This window comes from Methylopila sp. Yamaguchi (assembly GCF_002897035.1).
Taxonomy (GTDB): domain Bacteria; phylum Pseudomonadota; class Alphaproteobacteria; order Rhizobiales; family Methylopilaceae; genus Methylopila.
The window spans coordinates 1-13,171 of record NZ_BAUX01000001.1; the positions used below are offsets into that span (position 1 = coordinate 1).

The 13,171-nt window shown below is 63.6% G+C and carries 12 protein-coding genes and 1 pseudogene; 9 read left to right on the top strand and 4 right to left on the bottom strand.

Annotated elements, in window-relative coordinates; all coding sequences use genetic code 11:
• The 3 genes from METY_RS00005 to METY_RS00010 all read right to left on the bottom strand — a co-directional run.
• A partial coding sequence (locus tag METY_RS00005) for a M10 family metallopeptidase C-terminal domain-containing protein (protein ID WP_103119363.1) occupies nt 1–2,892 on the bottom strand: 2,892 nt, incomplete at its 3' end.
• 653 nt (nt 2,893–3,545) lie between these two features.
• Nucleotides 3,546–3,899: a TetR/AcrR family transcriptional regulator C-terminal domain-containing protein gene (locus METY_RS21705; RefSeq protein WP_160147293.1), complete on the bottom strand. Its 354-nt coding sequence runs from the start codon at nt 3,897–3,899 to the stop codon at nt 3,546–3,548.
• Nucleotides 3,836–4,135: a helix-turn-helix domain-containing protein gene (locus tag METY_RS00010; protein ID WP_160147271.1), complete on the bottom strand. Its 300-nt coding sequence runs from the start codon at nt 4,133–4,135 to the stop codon at nt 3,836–3,838. The genes METY_RS21705 and METY_RS00010 overlap by 64 nt, the downstream gene beginning before the upstream one ends.
• Between METY_RS00010 and METY_RS00015 the strand changes: the two genes are divergently transcribed.
• The gene (locus METY_RS00015) at nt 4,104–5,042 is read left to right on the top strand and encodes an efflux transporter outer membrane subunit (RefSeq protein WP_103119364.1); all 939 of its coding nucleotides are present in this window, start codon (nt 4,104–4,106) and stop codon (nt 5,040–5,042) included. The genes METY_RS00010 and METY_RS00015 overlap by 32 nt on opposite strands.
• Nucleotides 5,043–5,305: 263 nt before the next feature.
• Here the strand turns inward: METY_RS00015 and METY_RS00020 are convergent, their stop codons facing one another.
• Nucleotides 5,306–6,214 carry a LysR family transcriptional regulator gene (locus METY_RS00020; RefSeq protein ID WP_103119365.1) on the bottom strand — a complete coding sequence of 303 codons (909 nt, stop codon included), beginning with the start codon at nt 6,212–6,214 and terminating at the stop codon, nt 5,306–5,308.
• Nucleotides 6,215–6,371: 157 nt separating this feature from the next.
• Here METY_RS00020 and METY_RS00025 point away from each other — a divergent pair, with 157 nt between their 5' ends.
• From METY_RS00025 to METY_RS00060, 8 genes and pseudogenes are all read left to right on the top strand, one after another.
• Nucleotides 6,372–7,034, top strand: a complete 663-nt coding sequence (locus tag METY_RS00025) for a hydrolase (RefSeq protein WP_103119732.1) — start codon at nt 6,372–6,374, stop codon at nt 7,032–7,034.
• 320 nt (nt 7,035–7,354) lie between these two features.
• A complete protein-coding gene (locus METY_RS00030; protein WP_160147272.1) occupies nt 7,355–8,221 on the top strand; it encodes an SDR family NAD(P)-dependent oxidoreductase in 867 nt (288 codons plus the stop codon).
• Nucleotides 8,222–8,506: 285 nt separating this feature from the next.
• Nucleotides 8,507–9,247 carry an SDR family NAD(P)-dependent oxidoreductase gene (locus METY_RS00035; RefSeq protein WP_103119367.1) on the top strand — a complete coding sequence of 247 codons (741 nt, stop codon included), beginning with the start codon at nt 8,507–8,509 and terminating at the stop codon, nt 9,245–9,247.
• Nucleotides 9,248–9,430: 183 nt separating this feature from the next.
• Complete coding sequence (locus tag METY_RS00040; RefSeq protein ID WP_103119368.1) at nt 9,431–9,829, top strand: RidA family protein; 399 nt, start codon at nt 9,431–9,433, stop codon at nt 9,827–9,829.
• A gap of 17 nt (nt 9,830–9,846) precedes the next feature.
• Nucleotides 9,847–10,061 (top strand): annotated as a pseudogene (locus tag METY_RS21325) (ISL3 family transposase); the annotation flags it as partial.
• Between the two features lie 230 nt (nt 10,062–10,291).
• Nucleotides 10,292–11,227: a pirin family protein gene (locus tag METY_RS00050; RefSeq protein WP_103119369.1), complete on the top strand. Its 936-nt coding sequence runs from the start codon at nt 10,292–10,294 to the stop codon at nt 11,225–11,227.
• Nucleotides 11,228–11,317: 90 nt separating this feature from the next.
• Nucleotides 11,318–11,944: a LysE family translocator gene (locus METY_RS00055; protein ID WP_103119733.1), complete on the top strand. Its 627-nt coding sequence runs from the start codon at nt 11,318–11,320 to the stop codon at nt 11,942–11,944.
• 192 nt (nt 11,945–12,136) lie between these two features.
• Nucleotides 12,137–12,904, top strand: coding sequence for an alpha/beta fold hydrolase (locus tag METY_RS00060; RefSeq protein WP_103119370.1), 768 nt, complete (start codon nt 12,137–12,139; stop codon nt 12,902–12,904).
• Nucleotides 12,905–13,171 lie beyond the last annotated feature (267 nt).

Genomic DNA, 13,171 nt, shown 5'->3' on the forward strand with positions numbered 1-13,171 from the left:
ATCGAGCGTCGACCAGTTCAGAACCAGCGTGTCGAGACCCGCTCCAAAGGACAGAGCGTCGTTCCCCGTCCCGCCGTTCAGCAGGTCGCTTCCGGCTGCGCCGAACAGGCTGTCATCACCCCTGCCGCCCGTCAGTTCAAAGCGTTCGACGTTGACGAAGGACGCCGTAAAGAACAGCTGGATCGAGCTGTGGTTTTCCGTGGTCGCGGTGTACCAGAACGACTTGTAGCTGCCGTCGTTGTCTCGGAAGATGTTGTTGACGGCCGCCGACCAGTCCATGATCAGCAGGTCGCCGCTGCCCGCGCCGCCGTCGAAATGTGCGCCGGGAGTCGCGAAGGTCCCGCCGCCGCCCGACGTGGCGAGGTCGACCGCCAGCGTGTCGTTTCCGCCGAGCCCCGAGAACTCCGTGTAGGCCGTCGGATAGGCCGGATCGTTCGGCGCTCGATTGTCCGGATTGGCGACCGTGCCCCGCACGTCGAGGAAGTCTGCACCATCGCCCGCCTCGAGGTCGATCGCCTCGATGGAGGTGAGCTTGGTGCCGTCCGACAGCGTAACAGTTCCGCCGTTCTGCAGGTTCTTGAGGACGATTGTATTCGCGCCGTTGCCGGACAGCTTGACCACCGCCCGGTCGAAGCCGCCGCCGCCGTTGATGTCGTCGCCGCCGCCTCCACCGTACAGCGTGTCGTTCCCGCCGTTGCCCACGAGCTTATCGGCGAGCGCGCCTCCGTTCAGCCGATCGCCGCCTTCGCCGCCGGTCAGCTCGAAGCGCTCGACTTCCTTGAAAAACAGACGCTTGCCGCCGGCGATGTAGCTTTCAGCGACCCCAATGCTCGCGGAGTTCGTGGTGTAGAGGCCGCTGTAGGAGATGCCCGTGGTCGCGCCCGACCAGTTCATGACCAGCGTGTCGACCCCCGCGCCGCCGTCGAAGTGGTCGTCGCCCGGGCCGACCTCCTCGAAGATCGCGCGGTCATTTCCGCCGTGGCCGTACACGGTGTCGGCGCCGGCTCCCGGCTCGAAGACGTCGTCGCCGTCCCGCAGGGGATCGTTGGTGTTTGCCGGCAGGCCGTTGCCCGGATCGCGGTAGAGGCGGACATTGTCGAGCAGCGTTCCGTGCGCGTCGCCGCCGCCGATTTCGGTGAAGGTCAGCCGGTCCTTGTCCCCGGCCTCGCCGGCGCCGCCCGTGACGTGGACCCAGTAGGTGTACCATTCCGTGCCAGGTTCGGCGAAAGCCGCGTCCCCCGGGAAGCTCAGCTTTTCGCCCCCCCAGTAGACCTCGAGCTTGGCGTTCGCGGCGGCGCTGACCTTGCGGACGTCGAAGCCGAGCCAATAGCCGGCGCCCTCCTCCAGGCCTTGGACGGCCTGCGTGATCGATGCGTTGGTGTTCGCCTGGTTGCTCTCGAGGTCGACGCCGTACGCGCCGGACGAGCTCGACCCCGCGGCTCCTCCACTGACGAAGAGCTCGATGCCGCCCGGCCTGAAGTTGCCCCAGCCTTCGATCGGGCTGTGGACGGCGTAGCCGTTGGCGTCGGGGACCACGCCGGAAACCACCTCAAAACCGCCGTTGCGGATGAAGTTGGAATCCTGTCCGTGCAGGACGTCGTCGCCGCCGTTGCCGACGAGCCGGTCAGCGCCCGCTCCCCCACGCAGGACGTCGCGGTCCTCGCCGCCGAACAGCGTGTCGTCGCCGTCGAGCCCGTCCAGACGGGAGCCGCCGACTCCAGTCAGGCCCACGAGACGGTCATTGTGGTTGCTCCCGATCAGGTTCTCGATCGAGATCAGGGTGTCGCCCTGCGCGTCTCCGCCGGACGGCGGCCGCGTGCCCTGCCGGCCCAGATCCACGTCGACCCCGAACTGAGAAGACCGGTAGCTCGCCGTGTCCGACCCGGCCCCGCCGTCGATGACGTCGGCCTGCGCCCCGCCCTCGAGCACGTTGTCGGCCGCGTTGCCGGTCAGCTTGTCCGCGCCGGCGCCGCCGATCGCGTTCTCGATCACGGCCTTGTTGGCGATGGTGAAGCCGCCCAGAATGCCCGTCACGTAGGAGACGAGCCCGCCGGCATTCGCGCCCGTCAGTGGCGCGGCGGTGAGATCGATCGTGCAGGATGCTGCGACGCCGGCGCTGCTGATCGTGTCGATCCCGCCGCCATCCCAGATGCAGGTCCAGCCGACGCCGTCGCCGTTGGCGCTCGCGAGCGTGTAGAGGTCATCGCCGGACCGTGTTGACCAGTTGATCCCGTAAAGCGTCTGGATCGCGGCGATGTCGAACGCCATGAGGCCGGTGGCGTGGCCCATCCGGTCGGTCAATGCAGGCGTGGTCGCGGCGTCTGGACGCGTCGTCCAACCGCGATTGTAGGACATGACCGAGAAGATCGCCTGGTTCAGGTTGTTGTCGCCGAGATCGCCGAAGGCGGCGCCGCGGCTGACACCGGGGAACAGTTCCGCGCCGTCGTGCGGGTGATCGAGCCCCATCGCGTGCCCGAGTTCGTGCACGATGGTGGAGAAGCCCATGCCCCCGGGGGTGAGATAGCTCCACGAGGAATGGGTCGTGTTGTACCGCCCGACCGTGACGTCGTCGCCAGGACCTTGGCCGACTGGGTTGTGATCGGCGAGCGTCGTGCGGCCGGGAGGGTCGTTCCAGGTCGCCCCGGTGGTCTCGAACTCGTTGATGTTGACGACGGTGTTGGTCGTGTCCTCGGCGAAGGTCAGGCCGGACACGTCCGAAAACTGCTTGAAGGCCGCGACGAAAGCGTCGTGCTCGGCGTCGGACCAGGTTTGTCCAGAGCTTGACTGCAAGCTCCAGTTGACCGTTCCGACCCACTTGTTCCCGATGATCAAGGAGTCGAGATACGCATTGCCGTAGCCGCTCTCGGCCGGCGAAGTGTCGTCAGTGGCCATGCGATATTCCCTGCGTATTGACCAGTCCAGGCGCGGCCATTCACGCCGCCCTGCACCGACGTACCTGCAAATTATGGAAAGCGCTTCTTCTGCTGACGAAGCGTTAGGACGCATTAATCAGGCGGAATGAATCTTCCGCCAAGACGAATCTGCAGATTAACCAGCGTGAGAATTAGTCAATTCTTAGCTGACTAATCTGCACAATTATCTCAGAACCAGTCACAAATGGCGCGCCGCCAACGCAAAGCTTGCGGCGCTCGAATTGGAACAGTTTTAATGAGACTAGATACGATTTCTCAATCCTGCAAGTTGCTTAACATGCATAATACCACCTACGTAAAAGTACTGATCAAATGCTAAGAAGGGGCGCCCTATTAAGTTCCGTCGCTGCCGAAACCCTCTTCGGCGCCACTAGCTTTGATGCGCGCCGCCAAAGAGCACGCCCGAAGTATCAATGTCTTATCTAGATAAAATGAAGTCCCTGCGCGTTCTGCGAAGCTCAGCTGAGAAACCTCTCCGTGCTGTTAATCGCGCGCGCTTGAGAAGCGGCGGGTTATCTGAGCGCTGTCGAACAGTTCGGCCTCACCTGGAGCGGCGCCACCACCAAAATCGGGTTGTTCCGTTCGGGCCTATAGCTGTCGTCGGCGTGCGGATTACGAGATTTCGAGCCCCCGAAGCACGATCCGGATGCACCACCTCACGTGATCCCTCCGCATGTCCTGGCTGGGCCAGTCTTCGGTGGATCCGGGTTGAAACCGCGACGATGCGAACACGAGGTCCATGAGCAGGCGCGCGAGACGCTCGGGATCCTCGTCGACGATCCGGCCGGCGTCGATCTGGCGTCTGAGCCACCGGGTCAGCCTGCGACGCGCCGGGTCGATGCCGTTCTCGACGATCGCCGCGCGCGATTGCGGAAAACGGCTCTGGTCCTGTATCGCGGCGTTCAGGAAGGCAAAACGGTAGCGATCGCTCTCCTCGTTGATGTCGAGATTGCAGATGAAAGCGATGGCGTCTCGAGCGGCATCGCGTCATCGTCCGGCGGCTCGCGGAGCATCTCCATCGAATGCTCGGCGACAACCGCGGCGAACAAAGCGTCGATGCTTTCGAAGGCTTCATAGAGGGAGCGTTTCGACGCCTTCGCGCGGGCGGCCACGGCGTTCGTGGTCAGCGCCGCATATCCGCCTTCGACGAACAGGGCTCGCGCGGCCGCGATGAATGCCGCGCAACGATCGTCCTCGCTCACCCGCGGGCGGCCGGGCGATCGCCTCGCGTCGTCAACGCTGACCAAGCAGAAGCTCGACGCAGGCTCCGCCTCCTCGGTCGACGCTTCGAACGCCGCCGGCCTTGCGGCTTCGACGGCCGCCGAAATCCCTTCGCTCGAATCCTCGCTCGCCCAGTCGATCCACCGTCTTAGCGTGCTGACGGGACGCCCCCCGGCGGCGCTTTCGGCGCGCATGGCGGCTGCGAAGCCGATCCCAAACCCGCGGCGCCTGCCCTCCGCTGGCGTCCCGGCGGACGTGCTGCGCAACCGCCCGGACGTGCGCCTCGCCGAGCGCCGGCTCGCCCAGTACACGGCGAAGATCGGGCAAGCGGAGGCCGCGCTCCATCCCAGCGTCAGCCTGACGGGGTCGACTTCGACCACGAGCTCCAGGATCGGCGACCTCGCCAAGCGGTCGACGATCGGGTGGTCCTACGGGCCGTCCGTCAACCTGCCGCTGTTCCAGGGCGGCTCGCTGCGCGCCGCGGTCGACGTCGCACGGGCCCAGCGCGATCAGTACTTCGTGGCGTTCATGTCTTCGGTGCTGACCGCGCTCGAAGACGTCGAGAACGCGCTGGTGTCGCTCGTCAAGGAGCGCCAGCGGAGCGGTCAGCTTGCGACGGCCGCCTCGAGCTATCGCGAGGCCGCGCGGCTCTCCCGGGGACTTTACCGTGCAGGCGCGGCCGACTTCCTCGACGTCCTCGACGCCGAACGCTCGGCGTTCGAGGCGGAGGATGCGTTGCTTCAGAGTAGAGCCTCGGCCGCAACCGACTACGTCGCGCTCAACAAAGCGCTCGGCGGCGGCTGGGAGAAGCCGGTCGCCGCCTTGAAGCCTGAAGTGGTTGACGTCGCGACAGGCCCAAGGTGGCGGCGCGGCGATGACTTGCGCTGACCGCGACGTGGCCTTAGATCCGGCGTCGAGAGTGACGGCCAAGGTCCGATTTAGGCTGCGCCGTTAAGTACGGCTATTGGCGCCGAACCGCCGTTGAACGCCAGCCGGAGGTGACCCGTTTCGCGCGGCTTCTCGATCTGACCTCCCCGCATGCATCTCTAGGTGCGATGCGACGGTGCCTTGTCCGGCTATGGACCCGATAGTGCTATTTGCTGCCGATTTATGTTGCAGTTTGTGCAACATCAAACCGGTGTTTCTGGTTGCTAACTCGCCCGTTGGGCGTCGCGCAGCATGATACCCCTGCACAGGCCCTCGCAGCATTCGACCATCATTTCAGTCAACACACGCACCTTTCTAGCGGGATGATTGCCGGGTGGCCGCACAACGTAGATGCCCAAGGTCGGCGGCGGATATTGCTTCATCACCGGCACCAGCGCGCCGGTATCGAGATGCTCGATGATCAGTTCCTTGGGAATACCCGCAAGCCCGATGCCTGCAAGGGCGCCGGCGACGAGCGCGACGGCGTTGTCCGCTTTGAAGCGCCCCCTCGGCTTAAGCGTGATCAACTTGTCGCCGTCGAGTGCCAGCCAGCTTTCCGTCCCTTGCATGACGACGTCATGAGTTTGGAATTCGTCCGGTGTTTCCGGAGCGCCATGACGTTCAATGTATTCAGGCGTGGCCACGTATACGGCGGGCGTGTATCCGACTTTTCTGGCGAGCAGGTTTGAGTCAGTGAGATGACCGATCCTGATGGCGCAATCGAACCCTTCAGCGATCAGGTCAACGAACCTGTCCGTATAACAAGCGCGAACCTGCAGCTCAGGATTAAGCCGCGCCAGTTCCGCGATCACAGGCGCAAAGTGTGTTGGACCGAACGTCAGCGGGGCGGCAATCCGCAAGGTCCCGCGTAGTGCGCCCGCTGGCAGTATTGTTTCGCGGGCGATGTCGATCTCTGCGCAGATCTTTCCGGCATGTTCCCGGAACGTTATCCCAGCTTCTGTGAGGCCGGCGCCGCGAGTCGTCCGGGCAAGCAACTGGATACCTAGGTCGTCCTCCAGCCTGGCGAGACGCCGGCTGACAATCGACTTCGAAACGCCAAGACGAAGCGCAGCTGCCGTGACGCTTCCTGCATCGGCGACCTCCACAAACGTACGCAGTTCCTCGATATCCACGCTTGTTCCCCGATCTGCAACACAGCACGGCACGATCTGAAGCTACCCGCACGAGAAGTGCAATGGCATTGGAACATGCGCTGGGCTAACCGCCGGGCGCCCCACCGCCGCTGTGCCTCGCCCGTCACGAGCGCTTGTGCAGGAAAGGAAAATGACCATGAGCTTCCGCCAAGGTGTCGACTCCCTCCTTCGACCGGAGGACTCGGTGTTGGTCCTGATCGACCATCAGCCCTACCAGCTCGCCAACCTGAACAGTCATGATCCGCAGGCAGTGGTGAACAATACGACTGCTCTGGCCAAAACCGCCAAGGCCTTCGGCGTTCCGACGATCTTGACGAGCGTCATCGCGGCGCGGGGCGGCTTGATCTTCAGGCATGTCACCGACGTTTTTCCCGATCAGGAGGTGATCGATCGCACCTTCATCAATACTTGGGAGGACAAGGCAGTCGTCGACGCCGTGAAAGCGACCGGACGCAAGCAACTGATCATCGCCGGTCTCTGGACAGAGGTCTGCGTCGCGATGCCGGCGATCCAGGCCGCAGGCGAAGGTTGGGACGTGACCGTGATTACGGACGCATCCGGGGGCACATCGGTTGAGGCCCACGCGGTCGCCATTCAGCGCATGATCGGGGCCGGCATCAACATGATGACCTGGCTGGCCCTCGCGGCCGAATGGCAGCGCGATTGGGCCCGCGTCGAAACGGCCGGTCCGCTGACGCAGGTCATGATCGATCATGTCGGCGGCAGCGGCGTCGCCTACATGTGGGAGCAGCAATTGCTCAACACGCCGGTTCCGAAGGAACAGTCGGTAGGCGCCTGATCGGAATGGAGGGCGGGAAACGGGATGCGCACCTGGTGCAACCTGTACCCGGTCCTCCCCAGATCACCGACAGTCTAAGGCGCAGCTCGCTGGAGAGAAGTGTGAAGCTATCGACTGATGGTTTCTCCGGGGGCAAGTGGATGGACGTCATCCATCCCGAGTTTCGGAGAAACCTCAGGGTCTAACCAGGACCCTGTCGATCGAGATCAATTAAGGTTTTTTCGCCCCGGCGAGGGTTGAGAGGGAAGCTTTCCTGGCAAGAAGTCGCCTCGGTCGCCAGGACCGTTATGAAGCTGACGCTAAAATCCAGGAGAGTCGCTATGGCGCTTCGCTCTCGACGCCGCTGGTGTTCAGTTGTGATTACCGGAGCCGGTGCCGGACTTGGTCGCGAGCTCGCCCTGGGCTATGCGGCGCAAGGCTGTATCGTCTTCGGAACTGCAGCGTCCTCTGCTGAAGTGCAGGAACTCAGAACCGCCTCGGGCGGGCGCGTCAGCCTCGCGGTGAGCGACGTCACCAAATTTACCAAGGGAAGAATTTGGGCGGAGGGCGTGTCGGAGGCGCTCGACGGGGCCGGTCTCGACCTTCTGATCAACAGGTCTCATGTCATCCCGCCGAGCCCGCTCGAAGCGGTCCCCATCGACACCGCACGATATGTCTTTGAGCAGAATGTCCTCGGCGCGATGAGCATCATCAATGCCTTCTTGCCGGCGCTTCGCCGATCACGGGGCCGAATCCTCCAGATCGTCGACGCGATGGCCAGCACACCAGTCCCCTTCAGCGGCCTCGCGGGAGCGACGAATGCGGCGCTCGACGCGCTCCTATCCGCTTACCGGGCCGACCTTAAGCCGCATAGCGTGCACATCACGACGGCCTTGATGGGTCGAGTCCAAGGCAGTGACGCATCGAAGACTTCTGCCCTGATCAGCGCCGCCGAGGACATGACGCCTGAGCAGCGAGAGCTGTATGGCAGGCAGCTTGCGACGTACGCTAAGCGTATAGGCGTACCGGCTGCCGACCTTCTGGACGCTCGGGGCGCCGCTGCCCTCCTGATCGAGATACTCGAGCGAGATCCTGCTCCAAGCCGGGTCGCCGTCGGCGCCGATGCGGAAGCGGTACTTAAAGCAATTCAGCATCTCTCCGACGACGAACTGGATGACATGCGTCTGGAGCCCACTGCCACGAGCTAACGAGGATTCGCGAGATCGCGGTCACGGAAACTCGAACCCGCCCTGCATGCCGACGTCCGCAATGCGCTGCCGCAATTAGACCGGAAGCGTCGAAAACGGCAGGCGCCGCGTCGGCGAAAATCCTCCGCCTCCGCGTTCCGATCCCTGCAACACTGCTCGGCAGCTTCCGACACTAAGCACGCCGAGATGCAAACGCCATTATACCGCCGGTGCAATGTTGGGATGCCATTGCGGTGCACATCTGCTTTGGAGTGCTTGATTTCCTGTAATAAGGAGCACTATGGAATGATCGATCTAACTGGAAAGCGCGCGCTCGTCTCCGGCGGATCGCGCGGCATCGGCGCCGCAATCGCGCTGGTGCTGGCGGAAAACGGCGCGGATGTCGCATTCACTTATCTGAGCTCGGCCGAGAAGGGCCAAGCGGTGACGAATTCGATCGAATCGACGGGACGACGCGCTGTTGCCATTCAGGCCGACAGCGGCGATCCCGAGGCGATCGCCCGGGCCGTCAGCGAGGCCGTGGCAGCGCTTGGCGGCCTCGATATCCTCATCAATAGTGCTGCGGTCGGTTACTACGGTCCTATCGCCGAGCTGGACCTTGACCGATATCAGAAGCTGATGGACGTGAACGTGCGAGCGCCCATGCTGTTCGCAAAGGCGGCCATCCCGCACCTCCCCTCGGGCGGGCGCATCGTCACCATCGGTTCGGGGTTGGGCGAGCGCGTTCCGTTCCCGGGCGTGACGGCATATGCCGTCTCGAAGGCAGCACTGACGTCGTTCACCCGCGGCTTGTCGCGTGAGCTCGGTCCGAACGGCATCACCGTCAACCTGGTGCAGCCTGGGTCGACCGATACCGATGCAAACCCCGCGAACGGCGATGCCGCCGACTTCCAGCGGGGCATGACGTCCCTTGGGCGCTACGCCGAGCCACGCGAGATCGCCAACGCAGTGGTGTTCCTGGCGAGTCCTGCCGCCAGCGTGATCACCGGCGCCGTCCTCAACGCTGACGCGGGCGCGCTCGCGTAACACAAGCGGCACGTCGGCGGGTTCAACACGCAACCCGGCGGCGCGGTTAACTGGCTGAGAAGCGGATCACATGACTTTGCGCTGGAAACACATCACTGCGAGATCGCCAGGCTTATTCGAGACTTTCTCGCACGTTCCTTGAGCAATGAAAGAAATAGCCGACCGCAGACCTTGGAGGTACCGATGACAGGACGTGAAGCGATCTTCCCCGCCGATCGGCATGCCCTTTATGCCGAGCATCGCTATTCAGCCGCGATCAAATCCGGCGATCTGCTATTTGTCTCCGGACAAGTGGGGAGCAGAGAAGACGGCTCGCCCGAACCGATATTTGAGGAGCAGGTTCGGCGTGCCTTCGCCAATCTGAAGTCTGTTTTGGCAGCGGCCGGTTGCACGTTTGATGACGTGGTCGATGTGACCACCTTCCACACCGATCCCGAGGCGCAGTTCGACACGATCATGAAGGTCCGATCTGCGGAGATTGGGGATCCGCCTTTCCCGAACTGGACGGCGGTCGGCGTGACGTGGCTGGCCGGCTTCGATTTCGAAATCAAGGCGATCGCCCGTATTCCAGTTCAGCCTTGAGCGGCCATCGACGGTTCCGACGTCCTGCCGCCCTGCTGCCGGATGGTGAGATCGCAACCGGGGCTGGATGGCTCAGCCGAGATCCGGGCATTGCCGTCGTCGCCCGCGATCGTGGCGGAGGCTACGGGAGGCGGCAAACGCGCGTTTTGCCTCACGCGTTCAGGTCGCGGATCGCTGGCATCTAATGGAGAATGCGGGCGCCGCCTTCCGCGACGCCGTTCGCGGCGCCATGTAGCCAATCCGCGATGCGTTCGGCGAGACCCGGATCGATCCAAAGCTTCCGCTCGTGTTCCACTTTTCAGGACACAGTTTGTCGAATCACGGACCTAGCCGCGGACGCGCTCGCACGTCAGACAGTGTTCTGAACCACCGAGGGTCCCCACCTGCGCGATGCAGACGGATCCCTTCAAATCTGTATTTCGGATGGCGAGCTCCGCCGTTAGCCCGAGTAGGACGACGCGCATGAGTTGGAACCCCGCCATAGAGCCGGGCTGTCCCGACGAGGTGGGAATCGAAGCGATCGAAACCCTCATCGTTCCCCGAGCCCGAGACCTGGGTGGCTTCGAGGTTCGGCGCGCGCTGCCGGCTCCGAAGCGGCAGATGGTCGGCCCCTTCATCTTCTTCGACCAAGCCGGTCCGGCCGAGTTCCTCACCGGCCAGGGCGTCGATGTACGGCCGCACCCGCATATAGGAATTGGCACCGTCACCTACCTGTATCGCGGCGACTTCCATCATCGAGACAGCATCGGCTCCGACCGGATCATCCGTCCCGGCGCGCTGAACTGGATGGTCGCCGGGCGTGGCGTCTCCCATTCGGAACGCACCTCGGCAGAAAGCCGCAAGGGGCCCAACAGCCTGTTCGGCATTCAGACCTGGGTCGCCCTGCCCGAAAGCCATGAGGACATGGCGCCCGTTTTCGAGCATCACGGCAAGGAGATGCTGCCGGTGATCGAGGACCAGGGTGTTTCGGTTCGACTCATCCTGGGAAGCGCTTATGGCAAAATGGCCCCGGCCACGATGTTCTCCGAGACGTTCTACGCGGATGTCAGCCTCGAGGCAGGTCGCCGACTGCCGATGCCCGACGATCACGAGGACCGGGGCATTTACATCGTCGAAGGATCGATCTCGATCGCCGGCCAGGATTACGAGGCCCCCCAGATGATGGTCTTTCGCCCTGGCGACAGGATCACGGTCGCGGCTGGCGCGCGAGGCGCGCGGCTGATGATCCTGGGTGGCGCGACGCTCGCAGGACCACGTTACATCTGGTGGAACTTCGTCGCCTCGTCATTGGAGCGCATCGAGGAGGCCAAAGCCGAATGGCGCGCGCAAGACTGGGGCAAGGGACGCTTTGATCTTCCGGCCGATGACCGGGACGAGCACATCCCCCTCCCCGACTAACCTGCGGACAGAAATCGCCGAAATCCCACCTGTTATCGCGCACGCCGTGAGCGATACGCGTTAATCCATTTGATGCCCGGGGTGAGGCAGATGATCTTCGCGACCTTCGTAGCCTTCGTACTGATCAGTGCGGCCCAAGTCGCCACGCCCGGTCCCTCGACGGTGTTCTTGCTCAACAATGCCATAATGTACGGCCCGCGGCGCGCCATCCTGGCGCTCAGTGGCGATCTGGCGGCCATCGTCATCCTCGCATCGCTGTCGGCCGTTGGGGTCGGCGCGTTGCTGGCGACCAACGCCGCGCTGTTCACCGCCCTTCGCCTCGGCGGTGCGCTGTATCTCTTCTGGCTTGGCGCTCAATACTTTCGTGCACCGACGGTCGCGGCGGACCGCGACGATATTCGGCCGTCGCCCGAGGGCGGTGGTCTAGGCCTCTGGCTGCAGTCCTTCGGGATCGGGATCAGCAACCCGAAGGCCGTACTGTTCTTCGCCGCGCTGTTCCCGCAGTTTATCCCAGCGGATGGTGGGTACGGCCTGCTGGTTGCGCTTGTAGTGGCATTCGTAGCGACGAAGCTCGTCGTGCTCTCTTGCTACGCGCTCGCCGCCCGGCAGCTCCGCGGTCTGTTTTCCGGCAAGGCAAACGTCGAACTTGGACGCCGACTGACCGGAACCGTTTTCGTCCTGTTTGGCTGCCTGATGGTGTGGCCCATCCTGACCTGATTACCGGATGTTCTCGCGCCAATCGCAAGCTGCGTCACGGGCCGGGATCTCAGCAAACCAATCTTAAAGTCTGCAAAAGCGCGCGGCCCAGCCCCTTAAGACCTACAGATCCAAACCAGACGACATGCCACCACCTGGATGACTCCGCTCGATATTCCGACATCGTGAAAGAGGCAGAGAAAGAAGATAACAATGTCCAAGCTTGCAGCTACGGTCGCTGTCACGACCGCCCTTCTCTCCGGCTCGGCCGATGCCGAGCCGGCCAGGCCGACCATCGTCCTCGTCCACGGCGCCTTCGCCGATTCGTCGAGTTGGAATGGCGTCATTACCAATCTCCAGAAGCTCAGCTACAAGGTCGTGGCCGTCGCAAACCCTCTGCGCAGCGTCTCGAACGACGCGCGATACGTTTCCGAAGTTGTTGGAAGCATCGCAGGCCCGGTAGTCCTCGTCGGCCATTCCTATGGCGGCCAGGTCATCGCAAACGCGGCCAAGGGACAGGGCCACGTCAAGTCGCTGGTCTTCGTTGCCGCCTTCGCGCCCGACGCTGGCGAGGCCGCTGCCGAGCTGGCAGGCAAATTCCCCGGCGGTACGCTTGGCTCGGCACTAGCGCCGCCGGTCAAGCTCGCGGGCGGCGGCGTCGACCTTTATATCGACCAAGCGAAGTTTCGCGAGCAGTTCGCCCATGACCTCCCCGCCGAGGCCACCGCGTTGATGGCGGCCGGCCAGCGACCCATCACCGAGGCGGCCCTGACGGAGAAGTCGGGCGAACCGGCCTGGAAGTCCCTGCCCTCGTATTTCATCTACGGCGACGGCGACAAGAACATCCCGGCTAAGGCGCTGGGATACATGGCGGAGCGGGCAGGCTCGAAGCGGACGATCGTGGTCCCAGGCGGATCGCACGTCGTCATGGTCTCGCAGCCGCAGGTCGTGGCGGACCTTATCGTGGAAGCTGCTCGTTAGGCGCCATTGGCGGAATCGCGCCACGACGGTCGGCGTCGTGGCCGTCGGCGCCCTGGCTTTGCTTGCCTTCCGCCACTCAAGTCCGTCGGCCTCTCACCGGCAAGCGGGATCGAACGGGAGGCCGCACGACTTTGCAGCCACTGTCTCGAACGTGGCGATGAAATCGGGGATTGTGAGTGTTGTTGCGGCAACGCGGCCTCAACGGAGTTGTCATGCACGCCGGAGCGCCATTGCCTCACCGAACGGCGAGTTCGACCATTGCGGCCC

Bases quoted from the DNA above. Each gene is read 5' to 3' on its own strand.
- METY_RS00015 (WP_103119364.1), top strand. From the start codon at position 4,104: ATGAATGCCGCGCAACGATCGTCCTCGCTCACCCGCGGGCGGCCGGGC.
- METY_RS00025 (WP_103119732.1), top strand. From the start codon at position 6,372: ATGAGCTTCCGCCAAGGTGTCGACTCCCTCCTTCGACCGGAGGACTCG.
- METY_RS00030 (WP_160147272.1), top strand. From the start codon at position 7,355: ATGGCGCTTCGCTCTCGACGCCGCTGGTGTTCAGTTGTGATTACCGGA.
- METY_RS00035 (WP_103119367.1), top strand. From the start codon at position 8,507: ATGATCGATCTAACTGGAAAGCGCGCGCTCGTCTCCGGCGGATCGCGC.
- METY_RS00040 (WP_103119368.1), top strand. From the start codon at position 9,431: ATGACAGGACGTGAAGCGATCTTCCCCGCCGATCGGCATGCCCTTTAT.
- METY_RS00050 (WP_103119369.1), top strand. From the start codon at position 10,292: ATGAGTTGGAACCCCGCCATAGAGCCGGGCTGTCCCGACGAGGTGGGA.
- METY_RS00055 (WP_103119733.1), top strand. From the start codon at position 11,318: ATGATCTTCGCGACCTTCGTAGCCTTCGTACTGATCAGTGCGGCCCAA.
- METY_RS00060 (WP_103119370.1), top strand. From the start codon at position 12,137: ATGTCCAAGCTTGCAGCTACGGTCGCTGTCACGACCGCCCTTCTCTCC.